The sequence below is a fragment of the Streptomyces sp. NBC_00271 genome (genome assembly GCF_036178845.1).
Classification (GTDB): domain Bacteria; phylum Actinomycetota; class Actinomycetes; order Streptomycetales; family Streptomycetaceae; genus Streptomyces.
Map to the genome: position 1 here is coordinate 9,176,500 of NZ_CP108070.1, position 19,649 is coordinate 9,196,148.

The 19,649-nt window shown below is 71.2% G+C and carries 19 protein-coding genes and 2 pseudogenes; 12 read left to right on the forward strand and 9 right to left on the reverse strand.

The window, feature by feature from the left end; translation table 11 throughout:
• Positions 1–149: 149 nt before the first annotated feature.
• The 3 genes from OG798_RS41580 (at position 150) to OG798_RS41590 (ending at position 2,772) form a co-directional block, all read left to right on the forward strand.
• Positions 150–1,622 (forward strand): beta-1,6-galactanase, encoded by a 1,473-nt coding sequence (locus OG798_RS41580; protein WP_328758688.1) that lies wholly within the window; start codon positions 150–152, stop codon positions 1,620–1,622.
• A gap of 76 nt (positions 1,623–1,698) precedes the next feature.
• Positions 1,699–2,208, forward strand: coding sequence for an O-acetyl-ADP-ribose deacetylase (locus OG798_RS41585; protein WP_099925284.1), 510 nt, complete (start codon positions 1,699–1,701; stop codon positions 2,206–2,208).
• A gap of 45 nt (positions 2,209–2,253) precedes the next feature.
• Positions 2,254–2,772, forward strand: a complete 519-nt coding sequence (locus OG798_RS41590; protein ID WP_267063372.1) for an adenylate kinase — start codon at positions 2,254–2,256, stop codon at positions 2,770–2,772.
• A gap of 25 nt (positions 2,773–2,797) precedes the next feature.
• Here OG798_RS41590 and OG798_RS41595 read toward each other — a convergent pair whose 3' ends face one another.
• The 3 genes from OG798_RS41595 to OG798_RS41605 form a co-directional block, all read right to left on the reverse strand.
• The gene (locus OG798_RS41595; RefSeq protein WP_328758689.1) at positions 2,798–3,175 is read right to left on the reverse strand and encodes a hypothetical protein; all 378 of its coding nucleotides are present in this window, start codon (positions 3,173–3,175) and stop codon (positions 2,798–2,800) included.
• A 26-nt stretch (positions 3,176–3,201) separates the two neighbouring features.
• Positions 3,202–3,915: an SDR family NAD(P)-dependent oxidoreductase gene (locus OG798_RS41600; protein WP_121414514.1), complete on the reverse strand. Its 714-nt coding sequence runs from the start codon at positions 3,913–3,915 to the stop codon at positions 3,202–3,204.
• A gap of 211 nt (positions 3,916–4,126) precedes the next feature.
• Positions 4,127–5,047 (reverse strand): LysR family transcriptional regulator, encoded by a 921-nt coding sequence (locus OG798_RS41605; protein WP_095851720.1) that lies wholly within the window; start codon positions 5,045–5,047, stop codon positions 4,127–4,129.
• Between the two features lie 291 nt (positions 5,048–5,338).
• Here OG798_RS41605 and OG798_RS41610 point away from each other — a divergent pair, with 291 nt between their 5' ends.
• From OG798_RS41610 to OG798_RS41625, 4 genes are all read left to right on the forward strand, one after another.
• Positions 5,339–5,641 carry a muconolactone Delta-isomerase family protein gene (locus OG798_RS41610; RefSeq protein ID WP_054230335.1) on the forward strand — a complete coding sequence of 101 codons (303 nt, stop codon included), beginning with the start codon at positions 5,339–5,341 and terminating at the stop codon, positions 5,639–5,641.
• Positions 5,642–5,774: 133 nt separating this feature from the next.
• Positions 5,775–6,998, forward strand: a complete 1,224-nt coding sequence (locus OG798_RS41615) for a YbfB/YjiJ family MFS transporter (protein ID WP_328760138.1) — start codon at positions 5,775–5,777, stop codon at positions 6,996–6,998.
• A gap of 19 nt (positions 6,999–7,017) precedes the next feature.
• Entirely contained in the window at positions 7,018–7,632 is a 615-nt protein-coding gene (locus tag OG798_RS41620) for a GOLPH3/VPS74 family protein (protein ID WP_267063375.1), read from the forward strand.
• 169 nt (positions 7,633–7,801) lie between these two features.
• Positions 7,802–8,755: an alpha/beta fold hydrolase gene (locus OG798_RS41625; RefSeq protein ID WP_443053999.1), complete on the forward strand. Its 954-nt coding sequence runs from the start codon at positions 7,802–7,804 to the stop codon at positions 8,753–8,755.
• Positions 8,756–8,792: 37 nt separating this feature from the next.
• On the opposite strand, the gene OG798_RS41630 is transcribed toward OG798_RS41625, so the two are convergent.
• Positions 8,793–9,413, reverse strand: a complete 621-nt coding sequence (locus OG798_RS41630; protein WP_095851718.1) for a TetR/AcrR family transcriptional regulator — start codon at positions 9,411–9,413, stop codon at positions 8,793–8,795.
• Between the two features lie 1,178 nt (positions 9,414–10,591).
• On the opposite strand from OG798_RS41630, the gene OG798_RS41635 reads away from it, so the two are divergent.
• Both OG798_RS41635 and OG798_RS41640 read left to right on the forward strand, forming a co-directional pair.
• The gene (locus OG798_RS41635; protein WP_328758690.1) at positions 10,592–11,608 is read left to right on the forward strand and encodes a polyprenyl synthetase family protein; all 1,017 of its coding nucleotides are present in this window, start codon (positions 10,592–10,594) and stop codon (positions 11,606–11,608) included.
• A gap of 216 nt (positions 11,609–11,824) precedes the next feature.
• Entirely contained in the window at positions 11,825–12,676 is an 852-nt protein-coding gene (locus OG798_RS41640; RefSeq protein ID WP_261689733.1) for a COG4705 family protein, read from the forward strand.
• Positions 12,677–12,739: 63 nt separating this feature from the next.
• Here the strand turns inward: OG798_RS41640 and OG798_RS41645 are convergent, their stop codons facing one another.
• Together OG798_RS41645 and OG798_RS41650 are read right to left on the reverse strand one after the other, a co-directional pair.
• On the reverse strand, positions 12,740–13,636 hold the full coding sequence (locus tag OG798_RS41645; RefSeq protein ID WP_328758691.1) for a M56 family metallopeptidase: 897 nt from the start codon (positions 13,634–13,636) through the stop codon (positions 12,740–12,742).
• Positions 13,633–14,016 (reverse strand): BlaI/MecI/CopY family transcriptional regulator, encoded by a 384-nt coding sequence (locus OG798_RS41650; protein ID WP_075029673.1) that lies wholly within the window; start codon positions 14,014–14,016, stop codon positions 13,633–13,635. Before OG798_RS41650 ends, OG798_RS41645 begins: the two co-directional genes overlap by 4 nt.
• 215 nt (positions 14,017–14,231) lie before the next feature.
• Between OG798_RS41650 and OG798_RS41655 the strand changes: the two genes are divergently transcribed.
• On the forward strand, positions 14,232–15,728 hold the full coding sequence (locus tag OG798_RS41655; RefSeq protein WP_413253667.1) for a hypothetical protein: 1,497 nt from the start codon (positions 14,232–14,234) through the stop codon (positions 15,726–15,728).
• 90 nt (positions 15,729–15,818) lie between these two features.
• Positions 15,819–16,679, forward strand: a complete 861-nt coding sequence (locus OG798_RS41660) for a lysylphosphatidylglycerol synthase transmembrane domain-containing protein (RefSeq protein WP_328760140.1) — start codon at positions 15,819–15,821, stop codon at positions 16,677–16,679.
• Positions 16,680–16,750: 71 nt separating this feature from the next.
• Here the strand turns inward: OG798_RS41660 and OG798_RS41665 are convergent.
• Positions 16,751–17,062 (reverse strand): annotated as a pseudogene (locus tag OG798_RS41665) (winged helix-turn-helix domain-containing protein); the annotation flags it as partial.
• On the opposite strand from OG798_RS41665, the pseudogene OG798_RS41670 reads away from it, so the two are divergent.
• A pseudogene (locus OG798_RS41670) lies at positions 17,062–17,565 on the forward strand (hypothetical protein); the annotation flags it as partial. The pseudogenes OG798_RS41665 and OG798_RS41670 overlap by 1 nt on opposite strands.
• Before the next feature lie 35 nt (positions 17,566–17,600).
• Here OG798_RS41670 and OG798_RS41675 read toward each other — a convergent pair.
• A complete protein-coding gene (locus OG798_RS41675; RefSeq protein ID WP_328758692.1) occupies positions 17,601–18,965 on the reverse strand; it encodes a sensor histidine kinase in 1,365 nt (454 codons plus the stop codon).
• Positions 18,962–19,624 carry a response regulator transcription factor gene (locus tag OG798_RS41680; RefSeq protein ID WP_121414512.1) on the reverse strand — a complete coding sequence of 221 codons (663 nt, stop codon included), beginning with the start codon at positions 19,622–19,624 and terminating at the stop codon, positions 18,962–18,964. The genes OG798_RS41675 and OG798_RS41680 overlap by 4 nt, the downstream gene beginning before the upstream one ends.
• Positions 19,625–19,649: the final 25 nt, after the last annotated feature.

Genomic DNA, 19,649 nt, shown 5'->3' on the forward strand with positions numbered 1-19,649 from the left:
GACCACCAGTCCTGACCAGAGGCGGCGCAAGCCGTCACATCCGTGCCTCGTTTCACAGGAAGAAAGCGCTGTCACGCGTCTCGACAACGTCCCGCCCCGGCCCGATCATGCGATGGGGCCGTGGCATGACCGTGACAGGAGACTTCCACATGATCAAGCGCAGATCGGTGCTGGCCGCGGCGGGTGGTGCGCTGCTCGGCAGTGCGCTGGCCACGGGCACCGCTCGGGCCGATGCGACCATCGGGGTCAACCCGGGTACGACGTACGGCAGTTGGGAGGGCTGGGGCACCTCCCTCGCCTGGTGGGCCAATGTGTTCGGCGCCCGGGACGACTTCGCCGACATCTTCTTCACCACCAAGTCCGTGGCGTACGGCGGCAAGACGCTGCCGGGCCTCGGCCTCAACATCGCCCGCTACAACCTGGGCGCGTGCAGCTGGAACACCGTGAGCGGCGAGAGCATGGTCGCCTCCGCCAACATCCCGGCGTTCAAGCAGATCGAGGGGTACTGGCAGGACTGGAACAACGAGGACCCCACCTCCTCCGCCTGGGACTGGACGGCCGACGCCAACCAGCGGGCTGCCCTGGTCAAGGCGACCCAACGCGGCGCCGTCAGCGAGCTGTTCGCCAACTCGCCGATGTGGTGGATGTGCCTCAACCACAACCCGTCCGGCGCGTCCGGCGGCGGCAACAACCTCCAGTCCTGGAACTACCGTCAGCACGCCTCCCACCTGGCCGCGGTGGCGCTCTACGCGAAGAACAACTGGGGTGTGAGCTTCAGCTCCGTCGACGCGTTCAACGAGCCCTCCTCCAGTTGGTGGACGGCGACGGGCACCCAGGAGGGCTGCCACATGGACGCGACCGTCCAGGCGGCCGTCCTCCCGTATCTGCGCAGCGAACTCGACAAGCGCGGTCTGACCGGCACCCTGGTCTCCGCGTCCGACGAGACGAACTACGACCTGGCCCGCACGACCTGGAACTCCTTCAGCTCGACCACGAAAGCCCAGGTCAACCGGGTCAACGTGCACGGTTATCAGGGCTCCGGCGGTCGCCGTGACCTCCTCTACACCGACGTCGTCACCACGGCGGGCAAGCGGCTGTGGAACTCCGAGACGGGCGACTCCGACGCCACCGGCCTCACCCTGGCGAGCAACCTCTGCCTGGACTTCCGCTGGCTGCACCCGACCGCGTGGGTGTACTGGCAGGTGATGGACCCCAGCACCGGCTGGGCGATGATCGCCTACGACCAGAGCACCCTCCAGCCGACCACCGTCCAGACCAAGTACTACGTGATGGCCCAGTTCAGCCGGCACATCCGCCCCGGCATGACCATCATCGACACCGGTGTCGGATACGCGGCAGCGGCGTACGACGCGAGCGCGAAGCGCCTGGTCATCGTGGCCGTCAACTCCGGCGCCGCGCAGAACCTCACCTTCGACCTGTCCAAGTTCAGCCAGGTCAGCGGGGGCAGCGGCGGACTCGTACGACGCTGGAACACCGTCACCTCCGGCAGCGGCGACCTCTACACCGCCCACTCGGACACCTATCTGACCGGCAAGACGCTCACCGCGGCCTTCTCCGCCGCGTCCGTGCAGACCTTCGAGATCGACGGAGTGGTCGTCTGACAGTCGGTTACCGCGTGGCGGCCGGAGCCCGATGCGGGGAGGATCGAAGACCGCATACGAGGAGGCCGAGGCCGTCATGACCGCCATCACCCTGGTCCAGGGAGACATCACCCGTCAGAGCGCCGACGCGATCGTCAACGCGGCGAACTCGTCGCTGCTCGGCGGGGGAGGCGTGGACGGGGCCATCCATCGACGTGGCGGCCCCGCCATCCTCGCCGACTGCCGCAGGCTCCGCGCCTCGCACTACGGCAAGGGACTGCCCACGGGCCGGGCGGTCGCCACCACCGCGGGCGAGCTGGACGCGCGGTGGGTCATCCACACGGTCGGCCCGGTCTTCAGCCGTGAGGAGGACCGCTCGGAACTCCTCGCCTCCTGCTACCGGGAGTCGCTGAAGGTGGCCGACGAACTCGGCGCCCGCACGGTCGCCTTCCCGGCCGTCTCCGCCGGTATCTACGGGTGGCCGATGGACGACGCCGCCCGGATCGCGGTGGAGACGGTACGGGCCACGCGGACGGCCGTCGAGGAGGTCACCTTCGTCCTCTTCGACGAGCCGGCGTACGAGGCGTTCGCCGCGCAGGTCCGCTGACTCCCCCTTTCTCGCGGACGGATCCGGCTCGGTTAGGGTGCGGGGATGCGGCGGATCTTGGTGGTGGGCAGTACCGGTGCGGGCAAGTCCACGCTCGCCCGGGGCCTGAGCGCTCGCCTCGGCCTGCCCTATCACGAGATGGACGCGCTGTACTTCACCGGCGCCGGGTGGGCCGTGAACGAGAAGCTGAGCGAGAACGTACTGCGGATCACCGCCGAACCCGGCTGGATCATCGACTCCCTCGGCTATCCCGAGGTCCGTGACCTGATGTGGGACCGGGCCGACACGGTGATATGGCTGGACTATCCCAAACGGGTCGTCCTGCCCCGCGTCCTGCGCCGTTCCGTCCGCCGCACCGTCACACGCGAGCCGCTGTTCGGTGGCAACAGGGAGACCTGGACCGGCTGGCTGAGCCGGGAACACCCCCTCTGGTGGGCCTGGTCCCAGCACGCGAACCGGCGCCGCGAGATCACCCGCCGCACCGGCGACCCGCGCTTCGCGCCCCTCGACACCCTTCGCTTCGGCCGCCCCGGCGACACCGCGGCCTGGGAGAAGTCCCTGTAGGTGAAGTCCCTGTCAGGGAGCAGGACTAGTCGAGCCGTGACACCTGGTAGTGGCTGATGTACCAGGTCTCCTGCACGCGTCGCACCAGTACGCCGAGTTTGACGTTGAGGGTGGGGCGGTCGGTGAAGGAGAAGTCGACGCTCAGATAACCGAGTACGAGGTCGTCGGTGAGGCGTCTGGTCTCGAGAATCCGGTACGCTGCCGCCAGTCCGATGGGCTGGGAGGCATAGTAGGCCGCGACGCCCGGCCTTCCGACGCTGTAGGGGTGCAGCCCCTGGAAGATAGCGTCCTCGGTGAACCGGGCGGCGACCTGCTCCGGCTCGTGCCCGTCGACGGCGGCCTTCCACTGGTCGAGGACGCCGCGCAGGATCGCTTCCGTGTCGCTGTCCGTCGTGCTGTTCATCGGGATTCTCCCCTTGTCGTGTTCCGTCAGTGGCCGGCGCTCATGCCGCCGTCGACGTGGAGGATCTCGCCGGTGACGAACGGGGCGTTCTCCAGGTAGATCACGGCGTCGACGATGTCGCTCGTCTCGCCCATCCGGCCGACCGGGTGCAGCCCGGCGAGGGCCTCGTGGGTTTCCTCGGCGTGCATCGGGGTCTTTATGGTGCCCGGCGAAACGGCGTTGGCGCGGATGCCGCGCGTGGCGTACTCGATGGCGAGGGACTTGGTGGCGGACTGCAGGCCGCCCTTGGTCAACGAGGCGAGTACGGAGGGCACGTTGGAGTCGGCGTTGTCGACCAGGCTGGTGGTGATGTTGACGATGTGACCGCCGCCCTGGGCGAGCATGCGCTCGACGGCCAGCTGGGTGATGCGGAAGAAGCCGGTGACGTTCACGCCGGTCGCCGCGGCGTAGTCGTCCTGGGTGTACTCGTGGAAGGGCTTGGCGAGGAAGATGCCCGCGTTGTTGACCAGGGTGTCGACACGGCCGAACCGCTCGACCGCGGCGGCGATGACGCGTTCGGCGGTGGCGGGGTCGGCGATGTCGCCCTGAACGGTCACGATGCCCGCGTCGTCGGCGGGAGCGATCGTGCGCGAGGTGGCGACGACGGCGTACCCGAGCTTGCGGTAGGCCTCGGCAATGCCCGCGCCGAGGCCCTGCGAGGCTCCGGTGACGACGGCGACCTTCTGGTTCTGAGAGCTCATGCTGATCTTCTCCGGGTTCCGTGATTCCGTGATGAAGCGGGGGACTTCTTGACTGGTCGCCGATGCCGCTAGTACTAGCCGACCGGTCGACTATTTGGAAGTTAGGCGGGGTGGAGCGGAGAAGTCAAAGGTCAACAGGGTCCTGACCAGGACCGAATTCCTCCCTGCTGGTAGGCGCGGCCTCCCAGTCCAGGTCAGTGGGCCGATGGCCCTACCGGTGCGGATCCCCGTCCGGCAGCCAGGCGCCCGGGGCGCGGATGCCGAGGTCGCCCACACCGTCGCAGAGGGCGTCGACGACGGCGAGGACGGCCGGGCGGTCCTCGTTCTCGCGCCAGACCAGCGACCAGGTCCAGTAGATCTCCGGTGCGGTGACCGGGCGCTGGACCAGATCGGGCGGCAGCGGGGTGGTCTGGCCCTTGGGCGAGTTGACGACCGGACGACCGCAGCGACGGACGTGATCGAAGAACGCCGGTCCGGTGATGCCGCCGTTGGAGATGCGTACCGCGCGGGCCCCGGTGTCCTGGGCCAACTCTTCGGCGTAGACGTTCCAGGACGACCAGGAGGTGGTGTCGGCGTCGAGGAGGACGGCGGTGTCCCGGGCGGCCACGTCGCTCGTGTCATCACCGCCTGCGACGGCATAGAGCCGGTCGGCGCCGATGAGCCGGGCGCGCAGGCCGCGTTCTTCCAGGTCCTCGGTCCGCACCCAGCAGACCGCGAGGTCCAGACCGCCCGCGGCGACCCGGGCGGCCTGGGTGTGCGAGGGCGCGACCCATGCGTCGAGGTGGAGTTGGGCCACGGTGGCGGTGCGGGCGGTGAGGTCCGACGGGAGCCAGTTGACGTAGCCGAGCCGTACCGGTTCCGATCCGGACAGTCGACCGGCCCGCCGCTGGAGGTCGTCGGCCCGCTCGAGCAGGGCGCGGGTGTGGGGGAGCAGGGCCGAACCGGCCGCGGTGAGGGACACCGAGCGACGATCGCGATCGAACAACCGCACGCCCAGGTCGCGTTCGAGCGCCTTGATCTGCTGGGACAGAGAGGGGCCCGCGATCAGCAGGCGCTCGGCGGCCCGGCCGAAGTTCAGCTCCTCGGCGACGGCGACGAAATACCGCAGTTGGCGCAACTCCACGCTGGTCATGCTACGTCGGTGCGAGGCCGCGCCTCTCAGCAGGGAGGAAGCCTGTCGTGGCATCGCCCCGGTGGCAGGCGGAGGATGGAGCCCATGGAAGCCCGGCCGAGTGCGGCACGGCGGGACACCTGACGGCGGACGACGGCGGGACACCTGACGGCGGACGACGGCGGGACACCTGACGGCGGACGACGGCGGGACACCTGACGGCGGACGACCTCAGCGGTCCTCCGGTCGGCCACCCTCACCCCACGCGGCGTTCCGGTGACCGCCGGACGTCCCATCGAGCGGAGCAGGACCATGCGAGAGTTCCTGGTCGAGATCACCACCACGATCCCCGAGGGCACCACCCAGGACGAAGTCGACCGGCGGCGCGCCGCCGAGGCCGTCCGTGCCCGGGAACTGGCCGCCACCGGCAACCTGGCGCGGCTGTGGCGCCCGGTCGGCGAGCTGCGCAGCATCGGCATCTGGTGTGCCGGTGACGAGGACGAACTCCACGAGAAGGTGCTCGGCACGCTGCCGCTGCGCCCGTGGATGAGTCTCACCGTCACCGCGCTCGAGTCCCACCCCAACGACCCGGGCCGGACCGACGCCGCGCGGTGACGGCGGGGACCGGTGCGACATGGACTTCGTCATGAGCGTACGACCCCTGCGCGCCTCCCCGGCCGGAAGTGCCGGCGCGCCGCACTCGCCCTGGCGCCACGTGGCCCAGGCCGCCGCGGCACTCGCCGCGGGCATGGGGGTCGGCCGGTTCGTCTACACCCCGATCCTCCCGCTGATGCACGCCGGGGCGGGGCTGTCCGCGAGTGCGGGCGCGAACCTGGCCACCGCCAACTACGTCGGCTATCTCCTCGGCGCGCTCGTCGGCATCCTGGCCCCCGCGGTGGTCCGCTCGCGGGCCTTGCTGCGGGCCTCCCTCGTCGTACTGACCGGCACCCTGGCCGCGATGCCCGCCACCCACGACACCGCCGCGTGGTGCGCGCTGCGGCTGCTGGCCGGGGTTGCCAGCGCTCTGATCTTCGTCATCGCGGTCAGCTCGCTCCTCAGCCACCTGCGGGAGTACCCGGCTCATCTGCCCGGATGGGCGTTCGGCGGGGTCGGCGCCGGCATCGCCCTGTCGGGTCTGCTCGTGCTGCTCCTGCGCCCCGTCGCCGACTGGCGGGCCGCCTGGTGGGCCTCGGCCGCACTCGCCGCGGTCCTCGCCGTCGCCTCGTGGAACCTCCGCCCTGAAGCACCCTCCACGACGACACCGGTCACGCAGGCTATCCAGGCCGCTCCGGCCGCCCAGGCCACGGGGGCCACCACAGTCACTGCGGCCACCGCGGATTCCAGCGACGGGCCGCGCACGCACCGCTGGTTCACCGCGCTGTTCGCCTCCTACACGCTGGAAGGCATCGGCTACATCATCGCGGGCACGTTCCTGGTCGCCGCGATCGAGCAGAGCTCCCCGGGACCGCTCGGCGGCGGCGCCTGGGTGCTGGTCGGTCTGGCAGCCGTGCCCTCCTCCGCGCTGTGGGCCCGGCTCGGGCGCCGTTGGTCCCGCCCCGACCTGCTGCTCGCCGCGCTCGTCGTCCAAGCGGTGGGCATCGCCCTGCCCGCGCTGATCGGCGGGGCACCGGCCGCCCTGGTCTCCGCGGTGCTGTTCGGCGCGACGTTCATCGGGATCAGCACCCTCGCCCTCGCCACCGGGGCCCACCTGGAGTTCCCCCGCTCCGTCGCGCTCCTGACCGCCGGATACTCCGGCGGCCAGATCCTCGGCCCGCTGGTGGTCGCGCCCCTGCTCCACCACGGCTACCAGCAGGCCCTGATCCTGGCCGCTTCCGTGGTTCTCGTGGCGGCCGTGGCCGCCGCCGTGCTGCGCATCGGCTTTCCGCACCACATGGTGGTAGTGCGAGCTACTGCCCCGGTACGACAGCCCGCACCGACGGAATCCGCCGCGGACGCGGGCAGCCACCGATGACTCAGACGTGGAGTCCGCCATGACCACACCGCGGGACCTGCTGATGATCGCCATGGACGTCCCGTCCAGCCGACCCGTCGAGCAGGGCGACCTGTCGCTGGCCCTCGCGGGAGCCGAACTGGTCGACCTCATCGAGGCCCAGGCCATCACGCTGGAGGACGACCGCATCGTGCCCGGCGCGCAGTGGACCATGGGCGACCGTCTGTTGGACGGGGCCGTGGCGTCGCTGGTCCGGCAGAGGCCGTACGAGTCCGTGGACGACTGGCTGTGGCGCCGGGGCCGTGGGCTTTCCGTGGCCTATCGCGCGGACCTGGAGGCGGAGGGACAGCTCGCCCGGCCGCGCCACCGCTGGATTCCCTTCGGTGGCGGCCGTACGGAAGCGGCCGACTCGCCGGATCGCAGTCACGCGGACGAACGCTGGACCGCGGGCGAGCCCATCCTCACCGTCCTCGCGGCCGCCGTGGGCATCCACGACGAGTCGACCGAGGAGGCCGCGGGTCTCGTCGACGACTCGGTCCTGACCGTACTGGCCGCCGTCAACGGTGCGGTGACGGAACTGGCAGCGGTACGGCAACGGCGAAGCATCGAGAACGCGGCCTTCGACAACATCTGGCGAGGTGGCGACGGCACATGACGTCGTTCATGACGTCCCGGCCTTGTCGATTCCCCCACTGGTCACGCACCGGTCAAGAAAGGTGAATGCCATAGACAGGCGCACGTTTTCCCGGATTCTCACCGTAGGAACAGCCGGAGCCTCGCTCCCGGTGACATCGGCCTCCGCCTCATCCACTGCGTCGGCCGCCGTGGCCGACGGAGAAAAGTCCGCAATTCCGCCCGCGGCCCAGGCCGGAACACACACCTCTTTCGGCCCGCTGAAGCAGATCCGTGCCGGAGAGCTGAACATAGGGTATGTGGATGTCGGTCCCGCTCACGGCCCCCCGGTCGTTCTGCTGCACGGCTGGCCCTACGACATTCACAGCTATGTCGATGTGGCGCCCAGGCTCGCCGCGGCGGGCCACCGGGTGATCGTGCCGTACCTGCGCGGTCACGGCACCACACGCTTCCGGTCGGACAAGACGTTCCGCAACGCCCAGCAGTCGGTGATCGCGCTCGACATCATCGCGCTCATGGACGCGCTGAAGATCGAGAAGGCGATCCTCGCCGGTTTCGACTGGGGAGCGCGGACGGCCGACATCATCGCGGTGCTCTGGCCGGAGCGCTGCAAGGCCCTGGTCTCCGTGACCGGTTATCTCATCACCAACCGTGAAGTCCAAAAGGCGCCGCTGCCGCCAAAGGCCGAATGGGCGTGGTGGTATCAATACTATTTCGCCATCGAAAGGGGACGGCTCGGCCTCGCGAAGTACAAGCACGATTTCGCGAAACTCATATGGAAGAACGTCTCCCCGACATGGCACTTCAGTGACGCCACGTTCGATCGGACCGCGACCGCCTTCGACAATCCGGACTGGGTTCCCATCGTGATCCACAACTACCGGTGGCGACTGAGTCTGGCCAAGGGCGACCCGCGATTCGATCGGCTGGAAAAGCGACTCGCCCAGAGTCCCGCCATCGCGCAGCCGACGATCACCCTTGACGGCGAACTGGATCCCTTCACGCCGCCGGGAAACGGTGCCTCTTATCGCGCGCATTTCACGGGCGCGTACGACCACCGGACGCTGAAGGGCATCGGCCACAACCTGCCGCAGGAAGCCCCTGCGGCATTCGCCAAGGCGGTCGTCGACGTCAATGCCCTCTGAAATCCTCTGAAACCTCTGTTCGGTGTCGTGGCGGGCGTCAGGCGCCCGCCACGGCCTCCTGTGGCGCGCGGGCACCGAGCAGGGCCAGGCAGTTCGCCCACAGGGGGCTGAGCCGACGGGTGTTGTTGTAGAGCTTGGCGAACAGCACCTGCCCCTCCAGCTGGGCGACCACCGCCCGTGCCGCTTCCCGGCTGTCGAGGGTGGTGACCTCCTCGCGCGCACGGGCCTCGGTGATGACCGACTCGACCATCTCGACCTGCGCGTCGAAGATCTCCTGCAGGCGGGTGCGGATGGGCTCGGTGTGGTTGCTCATCTCCAGGCTGAGGTTCCCGAACAGGCAGCCGGACACGGTGCCGCAGCTCTGCTGGCCGGCGCGCTGGCCGGCCTCCGTCTCCTCGAACAGCCGGTACAGCCGCCGCAGGGGTTCCTCGTCGCTGTTCAGGACGCGTGCCCAGGCGCTCTTCTGGGCGTCCCAGTGTTCGTCGAGCACGGCCAGGGCGAGGGCTTCCTTGGACGCGAAGAAGTAGTAGAAGCTGCCCTTGGGCACGCCGGCCGCCTTGCAGATCTCGGCCACCCCCAGCGCCGAGTAGCCGCGCAGCTCGATGAGCGACTGCGCGGCGCTGAGGATCTTTTCCCTGGCGTCGCTGGTTCGTCCCATGACGCAATTGTACGACCGGTCGACTATCTCTGACTGCGGTCGCGTCCGTGCGGTGAAACCGTCCGATCGGGTGGTGTGGGAGCGCGAGCTCCGGCAGCGGGGCGAGGCGTGCCGCCGCGGGATGCGCGTGAGCCGTTCCGGCGAAGTCGCGGGTGTGTTGGGGTGGGTACATCGCCACGCTCAGGCGAGCGGGTGACGGGGGAGCCTCCATGACCGAACCACCCAGCGAGGACGCCCCACCCGCCACCGGATCCCAGCCCGAGCCGCGCCCTCGGACCGCGCCTCAGGCCCGACCCGAGGTGCGGCCCCAGGCACGGCCGGAGGTCCGGCCTGAGGTGCGGCCCCAGGTCCGGCCTGAGGCGCGGTCCGAGGTGCGGCCCGAGGGTCGATCCGAAGCCCGGCCTTCCCAGGCTCAGCCCGAGGTGCGGCTCCAGGCACGGCCTGAGGTCCGGCCTGAGGTGCGGCCCCAGGTCCGGCCTGAGGTGCGGCCCCAGGTCCGGCCTGAGGCGCGGTCCGAGGTGCGGCCCGAGGGTCGATCCGAAGCCCGGCCTTCCCAGGCTCAGCCCGAGGTGCGGCTCCAGGCACGGCCTGAGGTCCGGCCCGAGGCTCCGTCCGAGGTGCGGCCTCAGGCTCAGCCCGAGGCCCGGCCGGAGGTGCGGCCTGAGGTGCGGTCCGAGGTGCGCCCCCAGGCCCAGCCCGAGGCGCGGTCCGAAGGCCAACCTGAGGCCCAGCCCCAGGTCCGATCCGAGGGCCAGCCCAATACCCGACGTGGACCCCAGCGTCATCCCAAGCCTCAGCCCGGCTCGGGGGCTCAGCCCGGTCCCCGTCCCGGTCCTGGGGCTCAGTCCGAGCCTCGACTCGGCTCGGGAGCTCAGCCCGGTCCTCATCCCGGTCCCGGGGCTCAGCCGAAGCCTCGACTCGGCTCGGGGGCTCTGCCCAGTCCCCACCCCGGCCCCCGGGCCCAGCCCCAGCCCGGGCCCGAGCCCCAACGCGGGCCTGTGTCCGACCCCCACCCTGGCCCCCGCCCCCGCCTCGACCCTGTACCCAACCCGCACCCCCACCCTGGCCCCCGCCTCGACCCTGTACCCAACCCGCACCCGCACCCCAGCCCCAGCCTCGTCTCTGCGCCCAACCCCAACCCCAACCCCAACCCCAACCCCGGCACCGGACCCGGCCCCGTGCCCGCGCCTCCGTCCGGATCCCCGCCCGATTCCCCCTCGCCCCGCGTCGAATTCGCGGAGCTTCTGGAGGCGGAGTTCGGTCGGCGATGGCCGGGGCGTTCCCTGGGGCTGGACGCCGTGCACCGGTACGCGATGATCCCGCCGGGAAAGCTCCTGCGGCCCTTACTGGTGCTGCACGCGGCGCTCACGGTGGGCGGAGAGCTGGGCGCGGTGCTGCCCGCCGCGGTCGGTATCGAGGGGGCGCACGTCGGCAGCCTCCTGCACGACGACATCATCGACCGCGACACCCAGCGGCGCGGCCGCGCGGCCGTCCACACGGAGTTCGGACCCGCCCAGGCAGTCGTCGCGGGCAACGCCCTGTTCTTCTCCTGGTTCGCGGCGCTCTCCGAGTGCGGTCGCCTGGAGGTGCCCGCCGACCGTGTCGAACGCGCCATGGCCGTGCAGGCCGAGGCCGGGGTGGCGATCTGCCGGGGCGCCTTCGACGAACTGGCGATGCGCGGCGACCTGGAACTGGGCGTCGGCGCGTACGTGGCGATGGCCCGGGCGAAGACCGCCGTGCTGCTGGCGGCCGCCTGCCGCGTGGGCGCCATTCTCGGCGGCGGTGACGCCCCGACGACGGAGCTGCTCGGCGACTTCGGCGACCACCTCGGGATCTGCTTCCAGATCCGCGACGACGTGCTGCCGTACGACCCGATCGCCGCGCGCGCCATGGGCAAGCCCTCCGACAGCGACGTCCGCAACCGCCGCCCCACCCTGCCCGTGCTGATCGCCCACCGCCGCGCGGACCCCAAGAGCCGCGCGGCGCTGCGCCACGCCCTGCTGGACGAGACCGAACCGGAGCTCGCCCTGTGCCGGATCCGTGCCGTGCTGGAGCGGACCGGAGCCCTGGACACCGCGCACGCGATGGCCGACGACCACGCCCGCAGGGCCCGCGAACTCCTCACCCGTCTGCCCGCCACCGCCCACGTCGCCCACGTCCGCGCCTTGGCGCTCCTCACCCGTCCGGCGTACTGAGCCGTAACGAATCAACCAGGAGTCCGAGAGGGGTGCCTGCGCGGGACGACCTCCCGGAGGCCTGATCGCGCGTTCAGGATGCGTTCAGGCTGCGACCGCCACGTTGATCGGCGTGGCGCGCAGGCCTGCGCAACACTGAGCCAACTGAGCCAATGGACACGCGCCCTCCTTCGGCCGTGTCCCTGGGGGCGTCGATGCACCCCCCAGGAGCGAACGTTGGACAAGACGGAACTCGTCGCCGACCCCCAAGCCGTCGACCCCGGCGCCTCCGCGATGAAGAAGCTGCCAGAGGTGACCCTGGCCTTCTGGATCATGAAGATCGCCGCGACGACACTCGGCGAGACCGCGGGTGACCTCTTCGCGCAGACCCTCAAGCTGGGCTACTTCCTCACCACGATCCTGCTGTTCCTGATCTTCGTGGTCACACTGGTCGTGCAGCTCAGGTCGCGCCGCTACAACCCCTTCTTCTACTGGACGGTGATCCTTTCCACCAGCATGGCGGGCACCACGATGTCCGACTTCATGAACCGTGACGCCAGCGCCAAGTACCTCTCCGACGGGGCCACCTCGCTGGGCTGGGGTCCGCAGGGCCTGGGACTCGGGTACCCCGCGGGCGCCGCGATCCTGATCTCGCTACTGGTCGTGATCTTCACCGTCTGGAAGTTCACCGGGATGACGTTCGTCATCCGCGACATCGTGACCTTCCGGGCCGAGGCCCTCTTCTGGTCGGCGATCCTCGTGTCGAACACCCTCGGCACCTCGATGGGCGACTTCCTGTCGGACAGCTCCGGGCTCGGTTACGCGGGCGGCGCGCTGCTCGTCACCGGGCTGCTCGCGGTCCTCGTCGCGCTGATGCGTGTCCCCGCGGTGCCGAACGTGCTGCTGTTCTGGATCGCCTTCGTCCTCACCCGTCCGCTCGGCGCGACCGCGGGCGACTTCCTCACCAAGCCGACCGCCAAGGGCGGGCTCGACCTCGGTACGGCGGGTTCGTCGGCCGTGCTGTTCGCGGTGCTCGTCGCTCTCATGGGCTATGCCCACCTGCGGGAGCGCAGGACGCTCGCCACCTGAGACCGGCGAGCCAGGCCTCACCGAAAGACAGGTCCTGCCCCCGTGAGGCCTAGCCCGTAAGGCCTACCCGGGCAGGCTCTCGCCGAGCAGGCGCAGCAGATCGCCGGTGGCGTCCAGCGCGCCGAACGCGGGCAGGGCGCCGAGGGCGAGGACGGCCACGCCGATGGACCACAGGTTCGGCGGCGGGGTCGTCTGCAGGGCGGCGATCCGGCGGGTGACCGCGTGTTCGGAGAAGCTCAGGGCGCAGCCCGGCCGGGCACGTTGGGCGACAAGGGCGGCCCGGGCGAGGGCGCGGGCGGTGGTACGGCGGTCTCCGACGCGCCGTGCGGCCTCCTCGTCGGCCCAGCGCTCCACCAGGAAGCCGACGGTGGTGCGCACGGGTGCGAGCACCGGGTTGGCGGCGGCGGCCAGGGTCACCGCGGTCGACAGCACCGAGTGGCGGTGGGCGAGATGGGCGCGCTCGTGGGCCAGCAGTACGCGCCGCTCCGCCGGTTCCAGCGCCCCGAGCATGGCGGCCGTGACCAGGATCCGGCCCGGCGTGCCGGGGATCGCGAAGGCCCGGGGCGTCGAGGAGGCGGCGACGATGAGTTCGCTGTCGGGCGGATGTCCCTCGCACAGCCGCTCGAGGACGTGGCGGGTCGCGTAGTGGGCGCGCAGGGCGCGAGCGAGCCGGAAGCCGATCAGCCACAGGAGCATGATCGCGGCGACGGCGATCGCCACCGGGACCGGTTCGGGCAGCCGCCGCCCGTCCTCCCCGGCCTCCGTGGCCACGTGCGGCGCCTCGTTGACCAGGGTGGCGGCGAGCAGGAGCAGCGCCCAGGTGGAGGCGGTGGCGGCCAGTACGGCGGCGATGGTGAGGACACGGGCGGCCAGCGCGGGGGAGACCTTGAGACCCACCTGCGACGCGACGGCCGTCAGCAGCAGCGGCAGGATGAGGGGGATGTAGACGTCGATCCTCACATCCCGCTCCCCCCGAGGAGATCCCGCAGGGCCTCTTCCTCCTGGGGGCTCAGGCCGGTGACGAACTGCTGGAGGGCCGCGATCGGGTCGGGTCCCCGGTCGAGCGCCTCGTGCATGGCCTCGGCGGTCAGCTCGGCGGCGTTCTTGGCGGGCCGGTACGCGCCGCGCCGGCCGTCGACGTCACGCAGGACCAGACCCTTGTCGTACAGGCGTTTGAGGATGGTGTGAACGGTGTTGTAGGCGAGGTTGCCGCCGATCTCACCCTGGATGTCGGCGGGGGTGAGGGCCTCCTCGGTGGCCCAGAGGGCGGCGAGGACCTCGCTCTCCAGCTCACCGGCGCTGCGTCGTTCCGCTCGGCCATGGGGGCCTGTGCGAGCCATGTCCGTCACCTTACAGCGCGTAGGGGCACGGGGGGCGGTGAGGGCGTACGAGTGTGCCCAGGGTGTACGAGGGTGGGCCCCCGGGCTGCATGCCCGACATCCCCTGCAGCCCCGCTTGTTCCACGGTAATTTGACTGTGTTTTGCTCAACTTCCCCCTTCACTCTACGTCTTGTAGGGTGAAGGACCCTACAGAATGTAGGGTGAAGGGTGGATGATGGCCAAGACTGTGAACCGTCCGTTTGTCGGCGCCGATCGCCGCAGCCCACCCTCGACGAAACGCATCTTCAGACGGCCGCACGGCCAGCAGTGGCTGGCCCTGGTCGCGGGCGCCTTCACTCTGGCCCAACTGATCCTCGTGCGGCCGGGCATGGGGCTCGGCTGGGACGAGACCGTCTATGTCAGCCAGGTCGGCTCAGACGTCCCCGCCGCCTTCTTCAGTGCCCCGCGCGCCCGCGGAGTGTCGCTGCTGGTGGCACCGATCGCGTCCTGGTCCTCGTCCACCGCCCTGCTGCGCGTGTATCTCGCGGTGCTCTCCGGACTCGGCCTGTTCGTGGCGCTGCGCGTCTGGCGCGGACTGTTCCCGACGCGGGTACTGGCGGCGGCGGGCGCCCTGTTCGCCACGCTCTGGGTGACCCTCTTCTACGGCCCGCAGGCCATGCCCAACTACTGGGTCGCGATCGGCGCCCTGGCCTGCGTCGGCTGCTTCCTGCGCGCCCAGGCCGACCGCTTCGACCGGGCGGCGCTGTGGGGCGTGGGCCTGAGCGCCGCGCTGATGGCGTGGATGCGGCCCACCGACGCGGTCTACGTGACCCTGCCGCTGTTCTTCCTCGTCGTGTGCGTACGCCGCTGGCGGAGCCCGAGGCTGCTGGTGGCGCTCGTCGCGGGCCTGGTCGCCGGCGCCGGCGAATGGGTCGTCGAGGCGTATGTCAGCTATGGCGGCCTGGCCCAGCGGCTCTCCGACGGGTCCAAGATCCAGGGCGGCCTGGGCTGGAACTTAGCCTTCGACGACCAGATGCGCAGCCTCGGCGGGCGCGTCTTGTGCCGTCCCTGCACCGGGGCGATGCCCGCCCCGCCGGTGATGCTGTGGTGGTTCGCGCTGCCCGTCGTGGCCGTCCTCGGAGCGGTGATCGCCGTCAAGGCCCGGCGCCGGGTGAACAGCCTGCTGCCCCTGGCCTGCGCCGCGGTGGTGGGCTTCCCGTACCTCTTCATGATCGGATACGCGGCGCCGCGCTTCCTGCTGCCCGTGTACATCTTGCTGGCCATCCCGGCCGCCGACGCCCTGATCCACCTGGTGACCGCGCCCGGCGGCGGAAGGCGCCCGGTGGCCGCCACCCTGGTGGCGCTCGGCCTGGCCGGGCATCTCGCGGTGCAGTTCGCGGTGCTGCAGCACACCGTGCATGGCACTACCGTCTCCCACCAGGACTGGGCCGACACCGCGACGCAGCTGCACCGGCTGGGGGTGAAGCCGCCCTGCATGCTGACCGGCTACGAGGACGTCCCGATCGCCTTCTACACCGGGTGCTCCTCCGTCGACACCGTCGGCCACAACGCCAACACCACCGTCGACGCCATAGTGCGGGCCGGACAGCGGCTCCCGGTCGGTGTGCTGATCACACCGGGCCAAAAGCCACCCACGTACGCCCGCACGTGGGAAGCGCACCGCGTCGGCCATCTGATGGTGTACGTCGCCCCCGCCGTCCGGGCAGGCTGAGCGACATGACCCTCCTTCCGCCCGGCGTCGACGACAGTCGTGACAACCGTCAGTAGGCGGGTCTCCCTGCACGCCGTGGTGACCCTCGCCATGGTGGTGGGCGCGGTCTGTCTCGGCCGGCGCCACTGGCCGGTGATCGAGACCGGCGCCGGCCGGCTGGCCGTCGCCGACCGCGGCTGGCTGCTCGTGGCGGCCGTCGCCACCGTGGCGACATGGTTGTGTTCGGCTCTCGCCCAACAGGGGGCGGTGGCCCGGCCGTTGCCCGCCCGGCAGCTGGTGGCCGTCCAGTTCGCGGCCTCCGCCGCCAACCATGTGTTGCCCGCGGGCCTCGGCGCGGGCGCGGTCAACCTCCGCTTCCTGACCCGGTGCGGTCTGCCGGTCGTCCGGTCGGCGACCGCGCTCGGTGTGAAGGCCACCGCCGGGGCCGTCTCGCGAGGCTTCCTGATCGCCGTGCTCGCGCTGGCCTGCCCCGGCCTGCTCCGTCTGCCGCACATCTCGGCGACGGCGGTCGCGATCGCGCTCGCCGTGGTGGTCACCGCCGCCGTACTGCTGCGCGGGCCGTTGCGGCGCGCGCTGCGGGCCGTGCTGGTCGACGTCCGTGCCGTGCACGAGGTCCCGGCGCGCGCGGCCGCGCTGTGGGGCGGCTCGCTGGCCTTCGCCGCGCTGCACGCCACCGTGGTCGTCGCCGTGGCCCAGGCCCTCGAACTGCCGCTGCCCCCGGCCCAGGTGGCGCTGGCCTACCTCGCCGCGAGTAGCGCCGCCGTACTCCTGCCCACGCCCGGTGGGATCGGTTCCCTGGACGCGGCGCTCGCCGTGGCCCTCACGCTGGCCGGAGTCCCGGGCGGTGCGGCGGCGTCGGTGGTCCTCGGCTACCGGCTGCTGACGGTGTGGCTGCCCCTGATCCCCGGGCTGCTGGCACTGGCCGTACTGGCCCGCCGCAAGGTCCTGTGAGCCCGCCGCAAGGTCCCTTTGGGGACTCCGGCGCGGCCCCGCTGTCGGCGCTCGCCGAATGCCGCGGCACCTCAGGGCGGTTCAAGCCGGTAGCCGTGCCCCCGCAGGGTTGTGATGCGCGGTGTCCGGGACGGACGGGACGCCGTGTCCGTCAGCCGTCGGCGCAGTCCCGCCATGGTGACGTCGAGCGTCTTCGTCGAGCCGAACCAGTTCTCGTCCCACACCTCGGCCATCAGCGTCTCGCGCGAGACGGCCGCGCCCACGTTCTGGGCGAGCACGGCGAGCAGTTCGAACTCCTTGGGCCTCAGCGGGATCTCGTCCTCGTGCAGGGTGCAGCGGCGTGCCGTGATGTCGACGACCAGGTCGCCGAGCCGGATCGGCTGACAATTCGGGCGTGTCGTTGACGACCTGTACCACCGTGTTCGCCGTCGCCCTCGCCGTCGTATTCGCCATCTGGTACCGCCGCGAGGGAACGCTGTCCATCCACAGCATCGACACGGTGTCCCGCGAGGCCTACTACTGGCTGGCCGTGCTGTTCACTTTCGCTCTGGGCACCTCGGCCGGTGACCTCGTCGCGGAGAAGATGGCCCTCGGATACTGGGTGTCCGCGATCCTGTTCGGCCTTGCCATCGCCGCGGTGGCGGTCGCGCACTTCGCGCTCGGCCTGAACGCCGTGCTGAGCTTCTGGATCGCGTACACCCTGACCCGCCCGCTGGGTGCCTCCATGGGCGACTACCTCTCGCAGCCGACCGGCGACGGCGGCCTGGGCCTGGGCACCACGGTCACCAGCGTGCTGTTCCTCGCGGTCATCCTCGCTCTGGTGGTGTACCTGTCGATGACTCGCAAGGACGTCACCGAGTCCGAGCGGGAGCTCAGCCTCCAGTAGGGGCCGCGAGCAGGTCTTCAGGCGGGATGACGTACTCAACCCGCGGGAAGCGTGACCACGAACGTCGCGCCGGAGGTGCGCCGTCCGTCGTGGTCCACCTCCCCGCCGGCGGAGCGGGCCAGGCGTCGCGCCAGCGGCAGCCCGAGGCCCGCTCCGCCGTGTTCGTCCTCGGGATCGGCGCGCCGGCCGGGCTGGAAGAGCTGTGCCGCGAACGACGCCGGTACGCCGGGACCGTCGTCCCCGACCTCGACGCGTACGCCACCGGGCCGGGCGCGGGCCAGGATCTCGACCCGGGTGTGCGCGTGCCGTAGGGCGTTGTCGAGCAGCGGACTGACGATGCGCTCCAGAAGGGCGTCCGGCACCCCGGCCGACAACCGCGCGTCGCAGGCGGTGACGACGACCTCGACGCCCGCCTTCGTGGGCCCGAGGCGGTCCACCAGGCGGTGCAGCACCGGCAGTACGTCGGCCGTGCCGGGCGCGGTGGCCGCGCTGTCGCGGGCCTCGTCGAGCAGGGTGTCGCAGATCGTGCGCATGGACTGGGCCGCGTCGGCGATCGCCGCGTGCGTGGTCCTGGTGTCGGCGTCGGAGCGGGGGCGGGCTCCCCACCAGTCGAGCTCGGCGATGATCCGGGCGAGCGGGTTGCGCAGCTCGTGCGACAGCTCCCGGGTGAGCTGCTGCTCGTGCCGCAGCAGCGCGCGGATGCGGGCGAGGAGGGCGTCCAGCGAACCGCCCAGCTGGGCGAGTTCGGTGGGACGGGTCACGGTGCCGAAGCGCTCCTGGGAGGCTATCGCGCTCCACTGGGTGGCGTGCTCGGTCATCGAACGCACGGGACGCAGGGCGCGGCCCACCGCCAGCCGCGTCAGCGCGTAGGTGCAGGCGAGCATCGCGGCGTCGAGGGCGAGGGACGCGAAGAGCATCGTGTCGGCCGAGCCGCGGTACGGGGAGAGGTCGAGTGCGGTGACGACGACGGCGGCGCCCTTGCCGCCGGGCACCGGGCGCGAGCACAGCCGTACCTCGTCGTGACTGTGCACGGTGAGGCAGTGCCGCTCGCCGCGCGCCACGAGCCGGTCGGCGGCGCGGGTCAGCGGGCTGGTGGCGGTGGCGGACGGGGGCTTCTCGAGCAGCCGGCCGCCCGAGTAGATCCACACGTTCGTGTCGAGGAGCTCCTCGCCCGGGGTCTCCAGGACCCGCACCCGGGAGCCGTCGGTGACGACGGTCGCGGCGACGGCGGCGGCCCGGGTGCGCAGCTCGTCGTCCGCCTGGTGCTGAAGGTGACGGCGTACGACCGTGTTGAACGCGACCGTGAGGATCACCATCAGGATCGTCGCCGTGGTGAGCGCGACCAGGGAGAGCCGGCCTCGCAGGGTGCGCGGCCACCAGCGGGAGGCGAACGCCCTCACGACAGCCGGTGGCCGATGCCGCGCGCCGTGGTGATGGTCAGCGCGCTGCCGCCGTCCCGGAGCCTGCGGCGCAGCCGGGTCAGATACTGGTCCAGCGTGTTGTCGCTGACCTGCGCGCCTTCCGGCCAGCCGGCCCTGACCAGCTCCCGCCTGCGGACGATGTCCCCGGCCCCCGCCATCAGCGCCGCCAGCAGCCGGAACTCCGTCGGGGTGAGGTCGACCCGGGTGCCCTGGACGGTGAGGCTGTGCCCGACCGGGTCCAGGGTCAGGTCCCCGGCCGTGGTGGCCGGGAGCGGTCCGCTGCGCTTGAGCGCCGCCCGCAGCCGGGCGGCCAGCTCCGTCAGGTGGAACGGCTTGGGCAGATAGTCGTCGCCGCCGGCCGAGAAGCCCGCCAGCCGGTCCGTGAGGTGGTGATGGGCGGTCAGGAAGATGACGGGCGAGAGGAAGCCATTGGCTCTGATCGCCTGGCACACGTCCCGCCCGTCCGCGTCGGGCAGCCCGACGTCCAGCACGGCCGCGTCGACGTCGTCCCCGGCCAGCCGCAGCGCGGTCGCCCCGTCCGGGGCGGGCACGGTGTCGAAGCCCTCGTCGCGCAGCCCGCGCAGCAGGACGTCACGCAGGGCGTGATCGTCCTCGACGACCAGGATCGTGTGCCGCATGGTCCTCCTTCAGCCTTCAGCCGCT